Here is a 20853-nt window from a genome sequence, read left to right on the forward strand (position 1 = left end):
TTAGAGCAAAAAATATACGTTGAATTTTAACATGAAGTGAGTGGAGTTTCGATTCGGGATGTATATTTTTATTGGTTTGTTATATTATAACATTTTTTAGAGCTGTAAGCGATTTATCCATGTCCCGTTTCTTTGCATTTTGTATATTTGCTGTGATGAGTAGTTTGAGTTGGTCTCAATCTATTGTTGTTTCTACACATCCAATTTATTTAATTGCTGAGAAAATTACAGAGGGTGTGGAAAAGCCTATTTTATTACTTAAAGATCAAGCGGGTCATGATGTGACATTAACGCCAGCGCATCGAAAAACAATTCAAGATGCGGCTTTGGTTATTTGGCTTGGTCCACAGCATGAAGCACCATTGAATAAGCTCTTGGCAGATAATCCTACTGCAATTTCAGTTTTAGAATCAGGTATTGTTCAAACATTACCGCAACGTGATGTGCGTGGTAAGTCAATTAAAGGGACTCTAGATACGCATGTATGGTTAGATCCGAATAATGCAGTCCGTATTGGTTTCTTTATTGCGGCATTACGCTCGCAACAACAACCAGAACATAAAGCGGAGTATTGGGCAAATGCTCAAAAGTTTGCAAAAGAGATGCTATTTGCTGCAAATAAACATAACACGACATTATCTGCAAAGCCGTATTGGTCATTTCATGATGCCTATCAATATTTAGAGCGCCCATTAAACTTAACATTTGCGGGTGCATTAACCTCGGACTCGCATATGGCACCTACAGTAACTCAGATTAAGTACTTAAATGACCATCGTCCAATGACAAAAATGTGTTTACTTGCGGAAGGTCATGCAAGTAAAAATCAGTATCAAAAGCTAGGTGATATTTCATTTCAAAAAGTGGATGAAAGTATGAGTGGGGAAGGGGACTTTGTTGTAGGTTGGAGCAAATTGACCCAAGAAGTTCAAAAATGTGTGTTAAATGCACGAAAGTAAACTATTTATTAAACAAAAATAAATATAAAGCCGATGTTATATAGTTGCAAAAAAACTCGACTTAGGTCGGGAAAAGATTGCATGTTTAGGGGGCTAACTCTATAATGCCTTCGATAAAAATCGATCACCTGTTAAACTTGTCAAGCATTAGTGCTGTAAGTGGAAATGTATATGAGCCGAACTAGTCGCATGATTGATCGACGATTAGCGAAAGCTTTAGTCCTCATACAAGCATGTATGATTCCTGTTTCAGCCTTGATTGCGTTGGTCTTGAAAGACACAACTGCTGCATACAGCGCCGCTCTTGGAGCGTTAGTTTGTTGGCTAGCAAGTAGTTATTTTTCTTGGCAGTCGTTTCGAACGGCAGGCGCGCGAGCAACGAAGCAAGTTCTTTTGAACATGTATAGGGGCATGATGGGCAAGTTTGCTATAGTGATCGTTGGATTCATTTTAATTTTGAGCAATGTTAAACCGTTGTCAGCGGTCGCATTGTTTTGTGGGTTTATTCTCGTTCAAGCCATGTCGTGGGTTGCACCTTTTTGTGTTTCACGCTTTCAGAAACGAGTTTAAGCACAACAAAAATTGAAAAGTTTTTTTGGAGTGGAACGAGATATCAAGCAGCACGCGATATTCGTTTTCTCTATATTAGTATTTGACATTGACCAGGTGTGATTTATGGCTGCTGAAGAACATGCCCTTACTTCGACCGAGTATATCAAGCATCATTTAACGAACATGACTTATGGTAAAATGCCAGACGGTTCTTGGAAGTTAGCTGAAACTGCTGATGAAGCTCAACAGATGGGGTTCACTGCTATTCACTTGGATTCTATGGGTTGGTCTATCACGCTCGGTGTGATTTTCTGTTTGTTGTTCTGGTGTGTAGCGAAAGCTGCAAACTCTGGTGTTCCTACCAAGTTCCAGTCTGCAATTGAAATGATCATTGAGTTTGTTGACTCAAGTGTCCGCGACACTTTCCATGGCAAATCACGTTTAATTGCTCCATTAGCATTAACCATCTTCGTGTGGATTTTCCTCATGAACGCGATGGACTTAATACCAGTTGACTTTATCCCGTATACAGCTCAATTGATTGGTGCGCACGTATTTGGTATGGACCCTCACCACGTTTACTTTAAAATTGTTCCATCTACTGACCCTAACATTACCCTTGGTATGTCATTGTCTGTATTTGTTCTTATTTTGTTCTATAGTATTCGTGAAAAGGGTATTAGTGGTTTTGTTGGCGAATTGGCACTTAACCCATTTAACCCAAGTAACCCAGTTGCAAAAGCGTTATTAATTCCAGTGAACTTAATTCTTGAATTAGTAACATTCCTTGCACGTCCAGTTTCATTGGCTCTTCGACTTTTCGGTAACATGTATGCAGGTGAGTTAATCTTCATCTTAATCGCGTTATTACCGTTCTGGATCCAATGGGCTCTGTCTGTGCCTTGGGCGATCTTCCACATTCTTGTTATTACGTTACAAGCATTCATTTTCATGATGTTAACTATCGTATACTTGAGTATGGCTAGCGAAAAACATTAATGGTATTGCCTAACTATCATACGATGGTTAGGCCTATAATTTTTTTTAATTTAACTTGGTATAAAACCTAACCTCTGAGGAATTATCATGGAACTCACTTTAGGTCTAGTTGCAATCGCATCTGCTATCTTGATCGCTTTTGGTGCTTTAGGTACTGCGATTGGTTTTGGTCTTTTAGGCGGTCGCTTCCTTGAAGCTGTAGCTCGTCAACCAGAATTGGCTCCACAACTACAAACTCGTATGTTCTTAATCGCAGGTCTTCTTGATGCTGTGCCTATGATCGGTGTTGGTATTGGCTTGTTCTTCATCTTCGCTAATCCATTTGTAGGTTAATCAGCTTAATTCCTAAATTAAACTATTGAGGAATAGCAATGAATATCAACCTCACATTGATTGGCCAAGCGATTGCGTTTGCGATGTTTGTCGCATTCTGCATGAAGTTTGTATGGCCACCACTAATCAATGCGATTAGTGAGCGTCAGCGTAAAATCGCTGATGGCTTAAACGCTGCTGAAAAAGCGAAAGCTGATCTTGCGGATGCGCAAGCTCAAGTGAAAGCTGAATTAGACGCGGCTAAAGCACAAGCGGCTCAATTGATCGAACAAGCGAACCGTCGCGGTGCGCAATTGGTAGAAGAAGCGCGTACTCAAGCATCTGCTGAAGGTGAGCGTATTCGTCAACAGGCTAAAGAAGCTGTTGATACTGAAATCAATGCTGCTCGCGAAGAATTACGTCAACAAGTTGCTGCTCTTGCAGTTGTTGGTGCTGAGAAAATTCTTAGCCAACAAGTTGACGCAGAAGCTCACAATGCCATGCTGACTCAGCTGGCTGCTAAACTTTAAGAGAGGCGGATTATGGCTGAACTCTTGACGTTGGCACGCCCATACGCTAAAGCAGCATTTGCTTACGCTTCTGAGCAAAGTGCAACTGACTCTTGGTCAACAGCACTTGAATTGCTCAGTGCTGCGGTGCAAGACGAAGCATTTTCAGCTTTCTTAAATCGCCCTGAGCTTACTCCTGCTGAGCAGGTAAGTGTGATTGCTAAAGTTTTAGGTGAAGACCAAAACGCTGCAGTGTCAAACTTTTTGACATTGCTTGCCGAAAATGGCCGTTTGTCACTTCTTCCTGAAATTGCTGCAGAATACGAACAGCTCAAATCACAGAATAACAATATTGTGGATGTTGTGATTGAATCAGCATTCCCATTGACTTCTGTACAAGAACAATTACTTGCACATGCTTTAGAGAAAAAATTCAAAGCTGCAGTAAATGTTTCTGTAGAAGTTAAACCAGAGCTAATTGCTGGTGTAGTTATTCGTGCAGGCGACCAAGTGATAGATGATTCTGCGCTTAACAAGCTTGAAAAAATGCGGACTCGTCTTCTTGCTTAATTGCTCGAAGACTGAACTTTAAAAAGATTGAGGTATAGCGCAATGCAACAACTGAATCCATCCGAGATCAGTGCGCTCATTAAACAGCGTATCGGCGATCTGGACACCAGCGCAACCGCTAAGAACGAAGGAACCATTGTTATGGTTTCCGACGGTATTGTGCGTATTCACGGCCTTGCTGATGCAATGTACGGTGAAATGATCGAATTCGACGGCGGCCTTTATGGTATGGCACTGAACCTAGAACAGGATTCAGTGGGCGTCGTTGTTTTAGGTAACTACTTAAGCCTTCAAGAAGGTCAAAAAGCTCGTTGCACAGGTCGTGTATTAGAAGTTCCGGTTGGTCCAGAACTTTTAGGCCGTGTAGTAGATGCTTTGGGTAACCCAATTGATGGTAAAGGCCCAATTGATGCAAAATTAACTGATGCTGTTGAAAAAGTAGCACCAGGCGTAATTTGGCGTCAATCAGTGGATCAACCTGTACAAACTGGTTATAAATCAGTAGATACAATGATCCCTGTAGGTCGTGGTCAACGTGAGTTGATCATTGGTGACCGTCAAACTGGTAAAACAGCAATGGCGATCGACGCGATCATCGCTCAGAAAAACTCTGGCATTAAATGTGTATACGTAGCAATTGGTCAAAAACAATCGACTATTGCTAACGTTGTACGCAAGCTAGAAGAAACTGGCGCTATGGCGTATACAACTGTTGTAGCAGCAGCGGCAGCGGATCCAGCAGCAATGCTTTATCTTGCTCCATATTCTGGTTGTACAATGGGCGAATACTTCCGTGACCGCGGTGAAGATGCGTTAATCATTTATGATGACTTGTCTAAGCAAGCTGTTGCTTACCGTCAAATTTCATTGCTTTTACGCCGTCCACCAGGTCGTGAAGCTTACCCAGGTGACGTGTTCTATCTACATTCACGTCTACTTGAGCGTGCTTCTCGTGTATCTGCTGACTACGTTGAGAAATTCACTAATGGTGAAGTTAAAGGCCAAACTGGTTCATTAACTGCATTGCCAATTATTGAAACTCAAGCGGGTGACGTATCTGCATTCGTACCAACGAACGTAATTTCGATTACTGATGGTCAGATCTTCTTAGAAACATCATTATTCAACTCAGGTATTCGTCCTGCAGTGAACGCGGGTATCTCTGTATCTCGTGTTGGTGGTTCTGCACAAACTAAGATCATCAAAAAATTGTCTGGTGGTATCCGTACCGCTTTAGCACAATACCGTGAATTGGCAGCGTTTGCTCAGTTCGCTTCTGACCTTGATGAAGCAACTCGTAAGCAATTAGAACATGGTCAACGTGTAACTGAGTTAATGAAGCAAAAACAATATGCTCCTTACTCAATTGCTGACCAAGCTGTTTCAGTTTATGCATCTAACGAAGGCTACATGGCTGACGTAGAAGTTAAGAAAATCGTTGCATTTGATGCTGCGTTAGTTTCTTTCTTCCGTTCAGAACAAGCTGCGTTAATGCAAAAAATTGACGAGACTGGTGCTTGGGATAAAGAAATCGAAGCAGCATTCAAAGCAGGTATTGAAAGCTTTAAAGCGACTCAAACTTACTAAGTTTCAGACTGTTGAAATTTAGTGTTGGTTTGGTTCACGGAATCAACCTTCGGAGGCTCGCAAGGGCCTTCGAATACTAGGTTAAGCGTATGGCAAATTTAAAAGAAATTCGCGCCAAAGTAGCTAGTATCAAAAGCACGCAGAAGATTACTCGCGCGATGCAGATGGTAGCAGCTTCTAAGATGCGTCGTGCGCAAGAGCGCATGGCTCAAGGCCGTCCGTATGCCGAAAATATGCACCGTGTAATTGCTCATTTGGTACAAGCGAATCCTGAATACAAACATCGTTATATGGTTGAACGCCCAGTTAAGCGCGTTGGCTATATCATTGTTTCTTCAGATCGTGGTTTGGCAGGTGGTTTGAACATTAACTTGTTCAAAAAAGTTGTTAAACATGTACAGCAACAACAAGAGCAGTCAATTGAAGTTCAATTTGCTTTAATTGGTCAAAAAGCGGTTTCGTTTTTTAAAAGCTACGGCGGTAAAGTGCTTGGTGCGACAACTCAAGTTGGCGACACACCAAGCCTTGAACAGTTATCTGGTTCTGTACAGGTAATGTTAGACGCTTACGATAAAGGCGAGTTAGATCGTATTTATCTAGTTTCTAACGGCTTTGTAAATGCCATGACTCAAGATCAAAAGATCGAACAACTTGTTCCTTTAGCTGCTGCTGAAGATGACAAGACTCTTAACCGTCAATATGGTTGGGATTATATCTATGAGCCAGAAGCTGAAGAGCTTTTAAATGGCTTATTGGTTCGTTACATTGAGTCTGTGGTGTATCAAGGCGTAATCGAGAACATCGCGTGTGAGCAATCTGCTCGTATGGTTGCAATGAAAGCTGCAACAGATAACGCTGGTGACTTGATTAAGAACCTACAACTTATTTATAACAAGCTGCGTCAAGCCGCGATTACTCAGGAAATTTCTGAGATCGTTGGTGGTGCCGCTGCCGTTTAACATTATTTTGAATTGAGGAGACAGCAATGAGTAGCGGTCGTATCATTCAGATCATCGGCGCGGTAATCGACGTCGAGTTTGAACGCAATAGCGTTCCTAAGATCTATGACGCTCTTCACGTTGATGGAACTGAAACTACTTTAGAAGTTCAGCAACAACTTGGTGATGGCGTAGTTCGTACTATTGCAATGGGTTCTACTGAAGGCCTTAAGCGTGGTTTGAACGTAACAAATACTGGCGCTCCGATCTCTGTACCTGTAGGTACAGCGACTCTTGGTCGTATTATGGACGTTCTTGGTCGCCCTATCGATGAAGCTGGTGATGTTGCTACAGAAGCTCGTTTACCGATTCACCGTCAAGCACCTTCTTACGCTGAACAAGCAGCTTCTACTGACCTTTTAGAAACTGGTATTAAAGTAATTGACTTACTTTGCCCGTTCGCTAAAGGTGGTAAAGTTGGTTTATTCGGTGGTGCCGGTGTTGGTAAAACTGTAAACATGATGGAGTTGATCAACAACATCGCTAAAGCTCACTCAGGTTTATCTGTGTTTGCTGGTGTTGGTGAGCGTACTCGTGAAGGTAATGACTTCTATCACGAGATGAAAGACTCTAACGTTCTTGACAAAGTAGCGATGGTTTACGGTCAGATGAACGAGCCACCAGGTAACCGTTTACGCGTAGCGTTGACTGGTCTTACTATGGCTGAGTACTTCCGTGACGAGAAAGACGAAAACGGTAAAGGCCGTGACGTATTATTGTTCGTAGACAACATCTACCGTTATACACTAGCAGGTACTGAAGTATCAGCACTTCTAGGTCGTATGCCGTCTGCAGTAGGTTACCAACCTACACTTGCAGAAGAGATGGGTGTTCTTCAAGAACGTATTACATCTACTAAGTCTGGTTCTATTACGTCAATTCAAGCGGTATACGTACCTGCCGATGACTTAACAGATCCATCGCCTGCAACTACATTCGCTCACTTAGACGCAACTGTAGTATTGAGCCGTGACATCGCATCTTCTGGTATTTACCCAGCGATCGATCCACTTGACTCAACTTCACGCCAATTAGATCCATTAGTAGTTGGTGCTGAGCATTACGAAATTGCTCGTTCAGTTCAAAACGTTCTTCAACGTTACAAAGAATTGAAAGACATTATCGCAATTCTTGGTATGGACGAGTTAGCTGAAGAAGACAAACTTACTGTATACCGTGCACGTAAGATTCAACGCTTCTTCTCTCAACCGTTCCACGTAGCTGAAGTGTTTACTGGTGCTCCTGGTAAACTTGTACCACTTAAAGAAACGATTCGTGGCTTTAAAGGTCTTTTAGCTGGTGAATACGACCATATCCCAGAACAAGCGTTCTACATGGTTGGTGGTATTGACGAAGTTATTGCTAAAGCTGAGAAACTTTAATTAGTTCCCTAATTTAGGAGATTCTCATGGCGACTATGCAATGTGATGTTGTAAGTGTAAAAGAGTCTTTGTACTCTGGCACTGTAACTATGCTAATTGCTAAAGGTGCTGGCGGTGAGTTAGGTATTATGCCTGGACATGCTCCGTTAGTAACTTTACTTCAACCTGGCGCAATTCGCGTTGTGTTGGAAAACGGTACTGAAGAGTTAATCTTTGTATCGGGTGGTGTTCTAGAAGTTCAACCGCATGTGGTTACGATTCTTGCAGATACTGCAATTCGTGCACACGACTTAGATGAAGTTGCAATTCTTGAAGCGCGTAAAAACGCTGAAGTTTTGTTAGCAAATCAAAAGAGCGATTTGGACTCTGCTGCTGCATTGGCTGCTCTTGCAGAAACTGCTGCTCAGTTGGAAACAATCCGCAAAATCAAAAACCGCGCTCAATAAGAGACGGTTTGAGATTGAAAAACCACCCGAAAGGGTGGTTTTTTTATGAGTTTAAGAATTTCTTTTGAAGAAAATTTCCATATTCATCATGCAGTGGTAATGCATCATTTATAATTATTTGCCGTCTTAAGGTTAATGTTTTTTGTTGAGTCTTAGGGTTAAAGCCTACTTTTTCTAGATTTTCCCAATATAATCCTGTTCCTCTAAGTTGCCATAACGGCAATTGATTAAAATCAATTTCATGATTTAAGAGGAGATTGCACTTTTCATTTAAATTTAATCCTTTTATTTGAGACGTTACTTCGTTTATGGATTTACCTAATTTTCGAAGTAACCAATAACAATGAGCATTTAAAGCATTACGATGTGCATCTTCATGACGCCATCTAAAATAATCTTGAACATCTTTCTCATTTGGTAAAATACTAATACGAGCATCGAATGTTACAAGTTGTTGATGTAGTAAAGTGAATTTTGCGCTTGCTTCGGCTGCTAAAATTGAAATAATTTTGCGAGTTTTACGGTTAAAACTATCTTCATTCTTATTAAAAAGTAACGAAATTTCATCACTTTGGGTATATCCGTAAACGATATTAAATCCTGATTGCATGAGGTGTGTCGTAGTGTTTAACATCAGGTCTCTGAAACGGACATCAAAAGGTGCATCGAAGTTCCAAGTCTCTTTCGTAAGTTTAGTAAATCCGCGACCATCTAAGCGAACAACAATGTACTGCTCAGATGGAACACAAAAATCGTAGGTTGTTTCGAATAATCTAAGTTTTTTATCTAAATCATCAAACTTCATTTCTTTTCTCTTAATCTATATTTAAGATGGAAAACTCCCCATTCCCTACAATCGTTACCTTAAATATTTCATCAAAGCCTTCATCTAAACTTGGTATTTCTAGCTTTTTATACGTTGCTCTTACGCCAACTTCAGGAATATTGGCTTTACCTATGCGGTGGCTATTACGCTCTAAAGTATTTTTCAAATCTGTTTCAAAATAATAAGAAATCACCTCAAAACCAGCATCTTTAGCTCGTTTTATATAACGAGCACGATCTTCTTTTGTAGGATTGGTGTTGTCTATAACCATTTTAGTTTTAGAAGCTAAACATGCTTCAAAAATAATATTTTCTCGGTGGCGAGTTTTTAGCATATCCAAATTTATACGCAAATGACTATGCGCTAAATTGAGTAAATAAAAACTCGACTTTCCTGAGGCTTGAACGCCTGTAAAAATAATGAGTTGCATTTTGAAAACTAAGAATGAATAACTCTAAGCTTATCAAAATAAGAAGGAAATAGATAAAGTTGGTGATTGCATTTTCAACCTACCTAACTCCAACCTTTAAGATATTACTATTTTTTTGTACTACAAAATGAATGAATAGTTTTAAGTGTAAAACACATGGAGTAAAGAATAATGGCTATGATGAAAGCTGCAGTGGTTACGGAGTTTAATCAACCACTTGTTATTAAAGAAGTAGAAATTCCAAAAGTAACAGCAGGTAAAGTACTAGTAAAAATGGTCGCAACAGGGGTTTGCCACACAGATTTACATGCTATGCATGGTGATTGGCCAATTAAACCAACCTTACCATTTATTCCTGGACATGAAGGTGTGGGGGAGGTTGTAGAAATTGGTGCAGGCATAGACCATCTTAAAGTTGGCGATATTGTTGGTGTGCCTTGGCTATATTCTGCATGTGGTCATTGTGATCATTGTTATGCAGGCTGGGAAACACTGTGTAAGCAACAACAAAATTCGGGATACTCTGTAAACGGTAGCTTTGCGGAATACTGCTTAGCAGATGGTGAATATGTAGGTGTAATTCCTGCAGGTGTCGATCTACTCGAAATTGCGCCAATTCTGTGTGCGGGAGTGACGGTATATAAAGGTCTGAAAATGACAGATGCCAAAACAGGTGATTGGGTTGCAATCTCTGGAATTGGTGGTTTGGGACATGTAGCAGTTCAGTATGCAAAAACCATGGGCTTTAATGTTGTTGCAATTGATGTAGATGATTCAAAAATTGAGCTTGCAAAAAGTTTAGGTGCAGACGTTGGTATTAATGCGTTAAAAACTGATGTAAAACAAGCTGTAATTGACGCAACAGGTGATGGTTGCCATGGGGTTTTGGTGACAGCAGTTTCTCCTAAAGCGTTTGAACAAGCTGTTTCGATTATTCGTCGTGGTGGAACAATGGTTCTTAATGGATTACCGCCAGGTAAATTTGACCTTTCAATTTTTGATATGGTGTTAGATGGTATTACTGTTCGTGGTTCTATTGTAGGAACACGTTTAGATTTAAAAGAAGCATTAGATATTGCAGCGAAAGGGAAGGTTAAGGCGCATATTAGCGTAGAGCCTTTAGAAAATATTAATGATATTTTTGATCGAATGGAACATGGGAAAATAGATGGGCGCATAGTAATTGATATGCGAATTTAATTTTCTAATATATGAAAGCCTTATCTTCTAAAAGAGGATAAGGCTTTTTAGTTGGAATAAGTTAAGTCAGTTATTTATCATTTGAAGAAATCATCATACCTGCAAGCTTAATCATTTCATCTTGAACATTGCCCATTTGCTGTTCAATTTTATCTAAATCGACCTTAGATAAGTCTAAATCGCCTTTTAAGAATGGAGAATTTAAAACTTTTTCATTGGCAGATAAAATATTTGCACGAATATCGTCAATTTCCTGACTCTTTAAATTTAAAGATTCTAAGACTTGATTCAATTCTTTCAATTGGCTTTGTAGTTGAGCTGCTGTTTCTTTTAATTGTTGATGATCTTGTGCATTTACCGCATCTTCTAAAGTTGTTTGAGTCTGTTTTAACTGATCAATATATTCGCCAGCTTTCATTTGCATATCTGCAACATCTCGAACAATGTAGAGCATATTGCCACTTTTTAGATTATGAGGTGCATCGTCATGAGATGAAGCATCTTTTTGTTGCGCTGTATCATTTTGCTCAATAGTGCTTTCAGCGGTTTGATTTTGTTCACAACCAATTAAAAGAATACCAGTACTAAAAATAGCAAAAGGAAGTAACACACCTTGAAGAAGTTTTTTCATGTTGAGCACAGTATTTATACACGATGGCTTTAATATAAGGGGCAAATGTGAAGAAAAAACAGATTTTTGCAAAGTTATAACATTACTTTTGTAAAAAAAGAGCATGTGTATGCTCTTTTTTCATTTAACGATTAAATAAAGCTTATTTTGCAAGTTCTGCATTTATTGCATCAACAATTCGAGCATCATCAGCTGTAATATCGGGTGCAAAACGAGCAACAATTTCACCTGTTTTAGACACAAGAAATTTTTCAAAGTTCCATAAAACTTCAGGTGGCTCATTTGGTGTTAATCCATAATCTACTAAATCTTTCCACCAAGGACCCTCACCAATACGTTCAGGAATAGCTTGCGTTAAAGTTTGGTAAAGTGGGTGTTTATCTGCACCTGCAACTGAAATTTTTGAGAAAAGTGGGAAGTCTACTTTATAGTTTACAGAGCAAAAATCTTGAATTTCTTCATCCGAACCTGGTTCTTGCTCTAAGAAGTTGTTTGCTGGAAATCCTAAAATTTCTAAACCTGAGTTTTTCTTTTCTGTATAAAGTTTTTCTAAGCCGTCATATTGCGGTGTTAAACCACATTTTGATGCAACATTTACAAGAAGTAAAACCTTACCTGTATATTGATTTAAGGTAACATTTTCACCTTGAATTGTTTTTACTGGAATGTTGTATACAGAAGCCATGATCATTTCTCTAATAATGAATACTCAAATGTTTTAGCGCTTATTCAAGGGAGGAGCAAGTCAATTTTTAGTAAATTGTGGCAAAGATTTCTAGAGGAGATAATTTAGGAAGATTTCAGTTGATTTGGCGTTTGGTTTGTATAGCGTTTAAAGAATTCAATAAAGCTAGAACTGTGGTTATAACCTAAATTGTATGCAACTTTTTTAATGGAAACATCCTGAGATAGTTGAGTAATGGCGTATAAAATTTTAGCCCGATTACGCCATTCAGAAATACTCATATTCAATTCTTGCTGACAAAGGCGTAATAGGTGACGCTCTGTTATAGGGGCATCTGCAATGAGTTGATGAAGGCTACAAGTTAAATTTTCAGGAGCAGAAAGTTTATCTAGAATTTTCTTTAAAACTGGATGGTGGCTTTGTGGCAAATAGTGATTGTATTTAGGTGCTACGATCAATTGATCTAATAATACTTGTAATAAATGACGATAATGACTCGAGTTTTCAGAGGTGTTTTTGAAACGTAAAACCTCTTCGACTAAGGTTCTTAGAAAAAAACTCACACCTAAAACTTCTGCTTTTGTAGAAAAAAATTGACATAAATTAGGGTGAAAACGGATTGCAACATAGTGAGTCCGAGTCTGCTCGGCTGCATGGCAATGATGTGTTATACGTGGTGGAATCCAAATGCCATAACTAGGAGGTGATAGCTGTATTTGCCCATCAATTTCATACTCTAAAATGCCTTGAAGGCAAAAGTTAAAATCTCCCCAAATAGATGCATGTGGTTCAACATAGTCGTTTTTTTCATAGAAAAACTCTTCTACAGTCATGTATTTTTCAAGTTCATGCATATAAGTTGCTCTATGAATAAATAGGTTGATTTCATGTATCATTTTTATAATGTCGAATATACGATATAAATGTCTGATATTCAGTATTTAAATTATTTCCGACCTTTTGCATAATATTCATTCGCATTTAAGATATGAACTATTTATGAATCAGCAAATTAAAACAAATACTTGGGCTGTTTTTTTGCCCCTTATTGCTGTATTTATTTGGGCATTGAATGTTGCTGTTACACGTTATGTTGCAGATTATATTTCACCAATTAGTATTAGTTTTTATCGTTGGTTTGTCGCATTTCTTATTTTAACACCATTTATGCTAATCAAATTGATTAAGTCATGGTCGTTAATTCGTCCTTATTTAGCAAAATTTGCAGTTTTATCTGCTTTTGGAATGATGCTCTATCAGGGAATTTCTTATGTTGCGGCACATTATACAAGTGCTACAAATATGGGAATTATTAATGCATTTATTCCAATTTTTACCATGTTTGTATCTATTGCGATATTAAAAGAATATCCCAATAAATTTGCTGTTATTGGTGGTTTATTATCTTTTTGTGGTCTTATTTTTGTGATTGCTCAAGGTGATATTTTAAGTCTGCTGCATTTGGGTGGTCATGTAGGTGACTTGCTGATGATAGCAGCTGTCTTCTTTTATGCATTTTATGGGGTCTTTTTAAAAAAATGGAAACTACAGGTTCCTTTGCTATTGAGCTTGTATGTACAAATTATTTTTGTGCTTATTTTTCACTTACCATTTTTGCTATGGTTTGGCTTGGATACAATTAATACTGGAAATGTGACAAGTGTTTTATATGCGGGTATTTTTCCATCGCTCATAGCACCGTTTGTTTGGATGCTTTCAATTCAAAAAAATGGACCCAATAGAACCAGTATTTTTATGAATTTAATGCCAGTGTTTACTGCATTAATTGCTTACTTGTGGTTAAAAGAAGCATGGACGATCTATCATACGATTGGTGGCGTTATCATTATTTCTGGAATTATTTTGGCGCAAAAGAAAGCTTAAAATGTAAAATTGATTAATTATTGATCAGTTGAAACTTTTTTTAAAAAGGCTCCGCTTAAAATACATATTTTTTAAATGTTGAATAAAACGGCAATCTTTTAAAAAATGTTCAATAAAATAGCTAGATAATTTGAATTATAGTTTTTATATGTATCTATTAAGACATTTTTTATATTAATAGATCATTTTATTCTATTTCATATCGGAAACTATTTGATGAATAATAGCCTCAGTTAGGTAATGAAGACTTTGTTTTAGTGAAGCCTTATTATCAACACCAGATTTGCAAGACCCTCTGGATGTGATTACACATCCTTTTTCATGCTCAACCATCCCTATATGGTTGAGCTTTTTTTTGTCTAAGTTTTTCATCTCTTTATATTAAAAACATATTATTCTCGAATAATTTTTCCAGTTTCTGCATCAATAATTTTACTTGGTTCATGGCTTAAGCCTAAATCACCATCTAAATAATTTAATTCATCTTTAAAATAAGTGTGGGCATCTTGCAGTGAACGAGCAGGCTCTAAACCAGCAGTATTAGCACTTGTAGATACAATGTAGCCATCAAAAGCATTGCATAGAGCAATACATAAAGGGTGAGTTGTAACACGAACAGCAACTTTAGGATGGTTTCCTTTAATCCATGTTGGAATATCTTCTGTTGCAGGAAGAAGCCATGTTGTTGCACGTTCAGAAGGATGTCTATTGCTCCAAGAATCTACAACCTGCTTTTGCATGTCTGAACTTAAATGAATAAGTAAATGTTCTATTTGTGAAATTTGTCCTGCGAGTAAAATGACACCTTTTTCAATAGGGCGTTGTTTTAAACGTAAAATTTCTTGAAATGCTTGTTCATTATGAGGGTCGCAACCTAATCCCCAAACTGCCTCTGTAGGATAGGCGAGTACTTGTCCTTTTTTAAGGTAGTCCGCAGCTTCAATGGCAGAGGTGGTGATCATGGATGGGAGCCTTTCTAAAATAAAGTGCTATTGTGAACCTTATTTATGAGAACGACAACGGACATATAAACCAGATTGTTGCATGCATAAACCGTGTAACTCTAATTCTATTAGGTAGCCAGTTAGTGTAGAAACGTCTAATTTTAATATTGTGGCTAGTTGGTCTAGGTCTTGTCCAACCCAATCTAGTTGTTTATATAAATCTATGAGATATTCAGGAATATCAAATGATTCTTCATTTTGTTTTTCAAATAATTCTGAAGATGTATTTTGAATTTCAGTTTGTTGAGCATGCCATTGCGTTGGTAAGGCTAGATCTTCAATAACTTGCTCTGGATGATCTACTAGAATGGCTCCCTCACGAATAAGTTGATGGCATCCTTGATGGTATTCATTATAGATGTGACCTGGAATTGCAAAAATAAGCTTACCTTGTTCGGCTGCGAGTTTGGCTGTAATAAGTGAACCGCTATCTAAGGTTGCTTCAGCAACAATAACCCCTAGACTTAATCCACTCACAATACGATTTCTTCTTGGAAAGTGTTGTTGTAATGGTTTTGTTGTTGGTAAAAATTCAGTAATAATTGCGCCGTGATTTGTAATAATACTTTGTCTTAAAGTTTGATTTTGGGATGGGTAGGTGAGGTCTAAACCTGTACCCATGACCGCAATTGTACGTTGATTCTTTAGACCACCTTGATGAGCTGCTTCATCTATTCCTTGTGCTAAACCACTATTAATATAAAAACCTTTTTCACTTAAATAGTAAGCAAAGTCATAAGCGACTTGTCGACCATGTGTACTTGATTTACGACTTCCCACAATTGCAACCTGAGGTTGGAGTAGAATTTTTTCATTTCCTTGCCCAAATAAAATTGGAGGTCTATCGCTATAAGGTAGAAGTTGTGGAGGGTAACAAGTATCTGTTTCTATAAGAATGAAATCTGAGTGTTGCTTAATTTGGGTAAGTACTTTTTGAAATTCAATTTGTCCTTCTTCGGTATGAAATTGTTTTAGACGTTGAAGATGGTTTTTATGAAGTGCTAAATTTTGCCATTGATCGCTATTTTCTGGTTTTAATGCGAGCGCTAAAGTTTGGAACTGTTTTTGAATTTTATAAAAGCTAGAAAGTGAATGTTGAACCACATACCAGACTGCAATTGTTTCAATTTGAGTTTGTGATAAGTGGCTCAACATTTTTTTCAACTATTCATTCATAATAGGTGGTGTAAGTAATGCACCAACATTAATAGGAAGTGAGCTTTCTAAAACATAGCCATAGCTAATATTGTCAAAAGTTTTAAATACCATAACGCTTCCTACATTTTCAGAAGGTAGTTGGATTGTTTTACGAGTAACAGGGTCTTTAACCATTTGACCTACGTCATTTACGCTAAATACATCACCAACTTTTACGCCTTGATTTGTTCCACGGTCAATACTTACCACACTACGAACTGCGGCAGCACCAATTGAACCTTGAACACGAATAATTTTACCACCTGCAACAACATCTTCAGCATTTACAGGGTAGAACATCGTTGGTAATGTTGATTCTTGTTCTGGCATAACAATATAACCACGACGAATTTCAGCATTATAAGAATCTGTGACTTCGATGGTGGTCATATCATCTGTTTGCTTGGTTGCAATTCCAGATGCAACTTCAACAATTTCTAAACCTGCATTGTATTTTTTCCCTTTCGCATCCAGTAGGATGTAAGGTTCATTTTCACTATAAACACTATAGCGTTGACCTACTTCTAAGCCATTGCCCCGAACATAAATACTTTGTCCTTTGGCTGCAAGAACACGTTGGTCTCTTGCACCGACTACATAAGGCATATTTTTAACTGAATCTTCAGGTACAATGCTAGAACGCTCTAACCAGTTTTTAATGCTATCTAGTGGAATCACAGGAATAGTATTGTTTAATGACTCTAAACGGACTTGTGGTTGCAGAGTGATAGTGTCATTTCCGTAACGACGAATAATTCCATCACAGCCATCACCCTCATCTTTACCAATGAGAGGCTTGCCGTTGTAGCTACACATTAAAAGTTTATCCCCAGGGAAAATCCAGTGTGGATTTTTAATGTATTTATTGCTTGCCCAAATTTCACGCCAGCGGTAAGGATTTTTGAGGAATTTTTTTGAAATATCCCAAAGCGTATCGCCTTTTTTTACAACATAAACATTGGGTGCATTTGCTTTTAATGCGGGCGGATTAATATTGCGTGTAGGTGTTGATGCTTCAACTGTTGTTACCATACCAATGCCTAGCCCTGCACACATTGCAAGAGCAAGCGTATGTTTTTTTAACCCCAAGACACTGAAAGAAGATGTGTCTTTAAAAACCTTTTTCATTATCATAATTCCTAAAATTATGTATGTAGTTGCGTTATAATAACGATCTTACACACATTTTTTCGATGAAGCATTCCTTCATTTTGGTTTTTTGATCAATGGCATAAGTGAGGACGCAACATGGCCTTATTACCTATTTTAAGTTTCCCCGACCCACGTCTTCGTACCATTGCACAACCAGTCGAAGAAGTTACTGATGAAATTCGTCAGCTTGCCGCAGATATGTTTGAAACGATGTACGAAGCGCCAGGAATTGGTTTGGCGGCTACGCAAGTCGATAAACATATTCAGCTTATTGTTATGGATTTATCTGAAAATAAAGATCAACCCATGGTTTTTATTAACCCTAAAGTTACGCCACTAACTGAAAACACGCTTCCTTATGAAGAAGGTTGTCTGTCAGTGCCTCAAATATACGACAAAGTTGAACGCCCGTCACGTGTAAAAATTGAGGCAGTAAATTTAGAAGGTAATGCTTTTGAAATAGAAGCAGATGAACTTCTCGCTGTTTGTATTCAGCATGAAATGGATCACTTAAACGGTAAACTTTTTGTAGATTATTTATCTCCCCTGAAACGTCAACGTGCACGTGAGAAAATTGAAAAAGCTGCTCGTCAGCGTCAAAAAGAAAAAGTACCTGCAAAGCGCTAAGTAAATAGCGAAAGTTTGTAACACAAAGCCCAATATCTATTGGGCTTTGCTATACTCGCTTCCGACAGATTTTAGGATTTGCCTTTGCTTTTACGTAGTGGCTTACTGCTTGCTTTTTATGCAGTATTTTTACAGATTGCTGTTTTTTTACAGCCGTTATTACCTGTGCAATATCAAGTTGCACCGGTTTGTGAAACCATTACGCGTGCACTTTTGTTGGTACCTGTTAAAGAAAACCCTCAATCTACGCATTCTCATGCACATCATGATATGAATCATGCTGAAACTAAGCAAATGAGTCAGCATACGAGTCATCAGCATGATGCAAGTCATCAATGTCAATACTGTACGGTATATGGCAATTTGGTTTTACCACCTGAATTAGACATTAACGAAGTTTTTGATCGTATACAAATTCGTTTAATTGCTTTTCATAAAGCTTTTACGCATGTTTGGTTTGTTCTTCAGCAACTCTTCTTAATGCCTCAAGGGCGAGCCCCTCCAGTTTTCGCATAAATCAAAATTTACACATTTGGGTCTTAACTGACTCCAGCATTGTTTTATTTAAATTTTATGTGAGAAAAAAATGGCTCAGCCTAAATTCTATTTACAGCCTCTTGCGGCTGCGATTTGTGTTGCGTGTTCATCTTCGGTTGTATTTGCAGAAGATTTTACGGAATCTAAAAAACTTGCACCCATTGCGGTAACTGCACAAGCGGGTAATGATGCAAATGGCTTAATTGTTCGTGCAGATCCGAAGCAGCCCATTCAACCCATTCCCGCAACAGATGGTGCAGACTATTTGCAAAGTATTGTGGGTTTTAGTTCTGTAAATAGTGGAGCGGGAACAAATGGTGATGTGACATTCCGTGGAATGTTTGGCTCACGTATTAAAATTTTAACCGATGGCACTGAAAATTTAGGTGCATGCCCAAGTCGTATGGATTCACCGACATCTTATATTTCACCTGAAAGTTATGATCGAATTTCGGTGATTAAGGGACCACAAACAGTTCAATATGCCAATACGGGTTCTGCTGCAACGGTTATTTTTGAACGTAGTCCAGAAACATTTACAGAAGATAAAAACTATCGTGGTCAAGCAAGTGTGTTGATGGGTTCTTTTGGTCGTTTAGACCATAACCTTGAAACAGCAATTGGTGATGAGAAGAAATACATTCGTTTAAATGCCAATCGCTCAGTTTCAGATAGTTATAAAGATGGTGATGGAAATACTGTGCCATCGGATTGGAAACGATGGAATGCAGATGTTGCATTGGGTTGGACACCTGATGAAAACACATGGTTAGAGCTTACAGGTGGTAAGGCAGATGGTGAGGCTGTTTATGCGGGTCGTGGCATGGATGGTTCTAAATTTGCACGTGAAAGTTTAGGTCTACGCTTTGAAAAGAAAAATGTCACTGATGTCATAAAAAAAATTGAAGCGCAAGTAAACTATAACTTTAATGATCATGTCATGGATAACTATAGTTTGCGTCCTGCACCAATGATGAAAATGGCAACAAATGTTGCGCGTAAAACATTAAATGCACGTTTGGCGGTAACGCATGAGTGGGACAAAATTGACTTTATTTCAGGTTTTGATACGCAGAATAACGAGCACAGCACAAGAAAAACAGAGAATGGAGTTTCTTATTTAGATAAACCAAGAACGAAAGATATGAAATTCCATTCTTTCGGAGGTTTTGGTGAGTTGACATATCACTTTGATGATCAAAATAGATTGGTTACAGGTCTTCGATTAGATCAGGTTGTTGTAAAAGATGAACGTCAAGATTCTATTGATAGAGGGTATAACCGCAAATTAGACAAAACATTAGCAAGTGGTTTTATACGATTTGAAAATACACACCCAGATCATGATGATGGTAAAACTTATATTGGTTTAGGCTATGTGGAGCGTATGCCAGATTATTGGGAGTTATTTAGCCCTAAATCAGGTAATGGAAATCTAAATACATTTAATAATATTAATACAGAGAAGACATTGCAGTTAGATGCTGGTTATCAGCATCATCATGGTGGATTCAACTCTTGGGCTTCGGCATATACTGGCCTAATACAAGATTATATTTTGACTCACTATACATCTGGTACAGGAATGATGGGTGGGATGACTGCGAATACTCGTAATGTTGATGCTGTTATTGCAGGAGCGGAAGCGGGTATAGGTTATCAATTTACCGATGCTATTTTGGCAGATGTAAGTACTATGTATGCTTGGGGTAAAAATACGACAGATAAGACTCCACTACCTCAAATTGCACCATTAGAAGCGCGTGTAAACTTACGCTATATACAAGACAAATATAATTTTGGTTTGTTATGGCGAGTAGTTGATAGTCAAAATCGAATTAGCAAAAATGAAGGAAATATTGTTGGTTATGATTTGAATAAAAGCGCAGGGTTTACGACTTTGTCAATTAATGGGACATATAACCTTGCCCAAGGTGTAGATTTGTCTTTAGGTATTGATAATGTTTTAAACAAGACATATACCGAACATTTAAATAAATTAGGTAATTCTGGATTTGGTGATGGCTTTGCGAGTGATCAACAATTTAATAATATAGGTCGTAATTACTGGGCTCGAATGAGTATCAAGTTCTAATTTGATTTAAATCTAAACAAAAAAGCAGGGAATAACCTGCTTTTTTTTGTTGCTTTGTTTTTTAAAATTATTAAAAACAATGATTTATGGTTGTTTTGGGGTGGTTTTATATTTATTTTTTAAATGATTAAAATAAATAAGTTATATAAAACAGGTATTTATTATTTTTAAAGATTATTAAGTGACCATACAAAATAAAAGTTTTGAAAAAGGTGTTGCAAGGGGAGCGAAATGCTGTAGAATGCACATCCATCGGCGGTGATGAAGATTA

General features: G+C 38.0%; 23 protein-coding genes. 15 read left to right on the top strand and 8 right to left on the bottom strand.

Going from position 1 to position 20853, the window contains the following annotated elements; genetic code table 11:
- Window positions 1–119 precede the first annotated feature (119 nt).
- The 10 genes from AC5YC8_RS11100 to AC5YC8_RS11145 all read left to right on the top strand — a co-directional run bounded on the left by AC5YC8_RS11100 (window position 120) and on the right by AC5YC8_RS11145 (window position 8314).
- Entirely contained in the window at window positions 120–959 is an 840-nt protein-coding gene (locus AC5YC8_RS11100) for a metal ABC transporter solute-binding protein, Zn/Mn family (protein ID WP_496164575.1), read from the top strand.
- Between the two features lie 171 nt (window positions 960–1130).
- Window positions 1131–1529, top strand: coding sequence for an ATP synthase subunit I (locus tag AC5YC8_RS11105; RefSeq protein ID WP_496118871.1), 399 nt, complete (start codon window positions 1131–1133; stop codon window positions 1527–1529).
- A 105-nt stretch (window positions 1530–1634) separates the two neighbouring features.
- Window positions 1635–2510, top strand: a complete 876-nt coding sequence (atpB, locus tag AC5YC8_RS11110; protein WP_496118873.1) for a F0F1 ATP synthase subunit A — start codon at window positions 1635–1637, stop codon at window positions 2508–2510.
- Window positions 2511–2597: 87 nt separating this feature from the next.
- Window positions 2598–2843 carry a F0F1 ATP synthase subunit C gene (atpE, locus tag AC5YC8_RS11115; RefSeq protein ID WP_000424060.1) on the top strand — a complete coding sequence of 82 codons (246 nt, stop codon included), beginning with the start codon at window positions 2598–2600 and terminating at the stop codon, window positions 2841–2843.
- A 38-nt stretch (window positions 2844–2881) separates the two neighbouring features.
- Complete coding sequence (locus AC5YC8_RS11120) at window positions 2882–3352, top strand: F0F1 ATP synthase subunit B (protein ID WP_496118894.1); 471 nt, start codon at window positions 2882–2884, stop codon at window positions 3350–3352.
- A 12-nt stretch (window positions 3353–3364) separates the two neighbouring features.
- Window positions 3365–3901 carry a F0F1 ATP synthase subunit delta gene (locus tag AC5YC8_RS11125; protein WP_496164577.1) on the top strand — a complete coding sequence of 179 codons (537 nt, stop codon included), beginning with the start codon at window positions 3365–3367 and terminating at the stop codon, window positions 3899–3901.
- Window positions 3902–3943: 42 nt separating this feature from the next.
- Window positions 3944–5488 (top strand): F0F1 ATP synthase subunit alpha, encoded by a 1545-nt coding sequence (atpA, locus tag AC5YC8_RS11130; RefSeq protein WP_496118898.1) that lies wholly within the window; start codon window positions 3944–3946, stop codon window positions 5486–5488.
- Between the two features lie 89 nt (window positions 5489–5577).
- Window positions 5578–6447 (top strand): F0F1 ATP synthase subunit gamma, encoded by an 870-nt coding sequence (gene atpG, locus AC5YC8_RS11135; protein WP_496118900.1) that lies wholly within the window; start codon window positions 5578–5580, stop codon window positions 6445–6447.
- Window positions 6448–6473: 26 nt separating this feature from the next.
- The gene (gene atpD / locus AC5YC8_RS11140; protein ID WP_067762731.1) at window positions 6474–7868 is read left to right on the top strand and encodes a F0F1 ATP synthase subunit beta; all 1395 of its coding nucleotides are present in this window, start codon (window positions 6474–6476) and stop codon (window positions 7866–7868) included.
- 26 nt (window positions 7869–7894) lie between these two features.
- Window positions 7895–8314, top strand: a complete 420-nt coding sequence (locus AC5YC8_RS11145; protein ID WP_496118902.1) for a F0F1 ATP synthase subunit epsilon — start codon at window positions 7895–7897, stop codon at window positions 8312–8314.
- Between the two features lie 43 nt (window positions 8315–8357).
- On the opposite strand, the gene AC5YC8_RS11150 is transcribed toward AC5YC8_RS11145, so the two are convergent.
- The gene (locus AC5YC8_RS11150; RefSeq protein ID WP_496164579.1) at window positions 8358–9119 is read right to left on the bottom strand and encodes a tRNA(His) guanylyltransferase Thg1 family protein; all 762 of its coding nucleotides are present in this window, start codon (window positions 9117–9119) and stop codon (window positions 8358–8360) included.
- A 10-nt stretch (window positions 9120–9129) separates the two neighbouring features.
- The gene (locus AC5YC8_RS11155) at window positions 9130–9570 is read right to left on the bottom strand and encodes an AAA family ATPase (protein WP_496164580.1); all 441 of its coding nucleotides are present in this window, start codon (window positions 9568–9570) and stop codon (window positions 9130–9132) included.
- A gap of 168 nt (window positions 9571–9738) precedes the next feature.
- On the opposite strand from AC5YC8_RS11155, the gene adhP reads away from it, so the two are divergent.
- A complete protein-coding gene (adhP, locus tag AC5YC8_RS11160; protein WP_496118930.1) occupies window positions 9739–10770 on the top strand; it encodes an alcohol dehydrogenase AdhP in 1032 nt (343 codons plus the stop codon).
- Between the two features lie 70 nt (window positions 10771–10840).
- Here adhP and AC5YC8_RS11165 read toward each other — a convergent pair whose 3' ends face one another.
- The 3 genes from AC5YC8_RS11165 to AC5YC8_RS11175 all read right to left on the bottom strand — a co-directional run bounded on the left by AC5YC8_RS11165 (window position 10841) and on the right by AC5YC8_RS11175 (window position 12940).
- Window positions 10841–11401, bottom strand: coding sequence for a PM1805 family lipoprotein (locus tag AC5YC8_RS11165; protein WP_496164581.1), 561 nt, complete (start codon window positions 11399–11401; stop codon window positions 10841–10843).
- Window positions 11402–11543: 142 nt separating this feature from the next.
- Window positions 11544–12089, bottom strand: coding sequence for a glutathione peroxidase (locus AC5YC8_RS11170; RefSeq protein ID WP_496118931.1), 546 nt, complete (start codon window positions 12087–12089; stop codon window positions 11544–11546).
- A gap of 101 nt (window positions 12090–12190) precedes the next feature.
- On the bottom strand, window positions 12191–12940 hold the full coding sequence (locus AC5YC8_RS11175) for a helix-turn-helix transcriptional regulator (protein WP_496164582.1): 750 nt from the start codon (window positions 12938–12940) through the stop codon (window positions 12191–12193).
- Window positions 12941–13085: 145 nt separating this feature from the next.
- On the opposite strand from AC5YC8_RS11175, the gene AC5YC8_RS11180 reads away from it, so the two are divergent.
- Entirely contained in the window at window positions 13086–13970 is an 885-nt protein-coding gene (locus AC5YC8_RS11180; RefSeq protein ID WP_496164583.1) for a DMT family transporter, read from the top strand.
- Window positions 13971–14362: 392 nt separating this feature from the next.
- Here AC5YC8_RS11180 and tsaC read toward each other — a convergent pair whose 3' ends face one another.
- From tsaC to AC5YC8_RS11195, 3 genes are read right to left on the bottom strand one after another with little or no spacing between them, the layout of a single operon-like run.
- The gene (gene tsaC, locus AC5YC8_RS11185; protein ID WP_496164584.1) at window positions 14363–14932 is read right to left on the bottom strand and encodes an L-threonylcarbamoyladenylate synthase type 1 TsaC; all 570 of its coding nucleotides are present in this window, start codon (window positions 14930–14932) and stop codon (window positions 14363–14365) included.
- A gap of 39 nt (window positions 14933–14971) precedes the next feature.
- On the bottom strand, window positions 14972–16129 hold the full coding sequence (gene dprA, locus AC5YC8_RS11190) for a DNA-processing protein DprA (protein WP_496164585.1): 1158 nt from the start codon (window positions 16127–16129) through the stop codon (window positions 14972–14974).
- 9 nt (window positions 16130–16138) lie between these two features.
- The gene (locus AC5YC8_RS11195; protein WP_496164586.1) at window positions 16139–17299 is read right to left on the bottom strand and encodes a LysM peptidoglycan-binding domain-containing protein; all 1161 of its coding nucleotides are present in this window, start codon (window positions 17297–17299) and stop codon (window positions 16139–16141) included.
- Between the two features lie 120 nt (window positions 17300–17419).
- On the opposite strand from AC5YC8_RS11195, the gene def reads away from it, so the two are divergent.
- From def to AC5YC8_RS11210, 3 genes are all read left to right on the top strand, one after another.
- Window positions 17420–17950, top strand: a complete 531-nt coding sequence (def, locus tag AC5YC8_RS11200; RefSeq protein ID WP_496118920.1) for a peptide deformylase — start codon at window positions 17420–17422, stop codon at window positions 17948–17950.
- An 84-nt stretch (window positions 17951–18034) separates the two neighbouring features.
- Window positions 18035–18466 (top strand): DUF2946 domain-containing protein, encoded by a 432-nt coding sequence (locus AC5YC8_RS11205; protein WP_496118922.1) that lies wholly within the window; start codon window positions 18035–18037, stop codon window positions 18464–18466.
- Between the two features lie 70 nt (window positions 18467–18536).
- A complete protein-coding gene (locus AC5YC8_RS11210; protein ID WP_496164587.1) occupies window positions 18537–20582 on the top strand; it encodes a TonB-dependent copper receptor in 2046 nt (681 codons plus the stop codon).
- The last annotated feature ends 271 nt before the right edge of the window (window positions 20583–20853 follow it).

The organism is Acinetobacter sp. FY731, from assembly GCF_059515905.1.

What these genes read in the sequence shown, in the direction of transcription:
- AC5YC8_RS11100 (WP_496164575.1), top strand. Translation starts at nt 120, where the DNA reads ATGTCCCGTTTCTTTGCATTTTGTATATTTGCTGTGATGAGTAGTTTG.
- AC5YC8_RS11105 (WP_496118871.1), top strand. Translation starts at nt 1,131, where the DNA reads ATGAGCCGAACTAGTCGCATGATTGATCGACGATTAGCGAAAGCTTTA.
- atpB (WP_496118873.1), top strand. Translation starts at nt 1,635, where the DNA reads ATGGCTGCTGAAGAACATGCCCTTACTTCGACCGAGTATATCAAGCAT.
- atpE (WP_000424060.1), top strand. Translation starts at nt 2,598, where the DNA reads ATGGAACTCACTTTAGGTCTAGTTGCAATCGCATCTGCTATCTTGATC.
- AC5YC8_RS11120 (WP_496118894.1), top strand. Translation starts at nt 2,882, where the DNA reads ATGAATATCAACCTCACATTGATTGGCCAAGCGATTGCGTTTGCGATG.
- AC5YC8_RS11125 (WP_496164577.1), top strand. Translation starts at nt 3,365, where the DNA reads ATGGCTGAACTCTTGACGTTGGCACGCCCATACGCTAAAGCAGCATTT.
- atpA (WP_496118898.1), top strand. Translation starts at nt 3,944, where the DNA reads ATGCAACAACTGAATCCATCCGAGATCAGTGCGCTCATTAAACAGCGT.
- atpG (WP_496118900.1), top strand. Translation starts at nt 5,578, where the DNA reads ATGGCAAATTTAAAAGAAATTCGCGCCAAAGTAGCTAGTATCAAAAGC.
- atpD (WP_067762731.1), top strand. Translation starts at nt 6,474, where the DNA reads ATGAGTAGCGGTCGTATCATTCAGATCATCGGCGCGGTAATCGACGTC.
- AC5YC8_RS11145 (WP_496118902.1), top strand. Translation starts at nt 7,895, where the DNA reads ATGGCGACTATGCAATGTGATGTTGTAAGTGTAAAAGAGTCTTTGTAC.
- AC5YC8_RS11150 (WP_496164579.1), bottom strand. Translation starts at nt 9,119, where the DNA reads ATGAAGTTTGATGATTTAGATAAAAAACTTAGATTATTCGAAACAACC.
- AC5YC8_RS11155 (WP_496164580.1), bottom strand. Translation starts at nt 9,570, where the DNA reads ATGCAACTCATTATTTTTACAGGCGTTCAAGCCTCAGGAAAGTCGAGT.
- AC5YC8_RS11165 (WP_496164581.1), bottom strand. Translation starts at nt 11,401, where the DNA reads ATGAAAAAACTTCTTCAAGGTGTGTTACTTCCTTTTGCTATTTTTAGT.
- AC5YC8_RS11175 (WP_496164582.1), bottom strand. Translation starts at nt 12,940, where the DNA reads ATGCATGAACTTGAAAAATACATGACTGTAGAAGAGTTTTTCTATGAA.
- AC5YC8_RS11180 (WP_496164583.1), top strand. Translation starts at nt 13,086, where the DNA reads ATGAATCAGCAAATTAAAACAAATACTTGGGCTGTTTTTTTGCCCCTT.
- tsaC (WP_496164584.1), bottom strand. Translation starts at nt 14,932, where the DNA reads ATGATCACCACCTCTGCCATTGAAGCTGCGGACTACCTTAAAAAAGGA.
- dprA (WP_496164585.1), bottom strand. Translation starts at nt 16,129, where the DNA reads ATGTTGAGCCACTTATCACAAACTCAAATTGAAACAATTGCAGTCTGG.
- AC5YC8_RS11195 (WP_496164586.1), bottom strand. Translation starts at nt 17,299, where the DNA reads ATGAAAAAGGTTTTTAAAGACACATCTTCTTTCAGTGTCTTGGGGTTA.
- def (WP_496118920.1), top strand. Translation starts at nt 17,420, where the DNA reads ATGGCCTTATTACCTATTTTAAGTTTCCCCGACCCACGTCTTCGTACC.
- AC5YC8_RS11210 (WP_496164587.1), top strand. Translation starts at nt 18,537, where the DNA reads ATGGCTCAGCCTAAATTCTATTTACAGCCTCTTGCGGCTGCGATTTGT.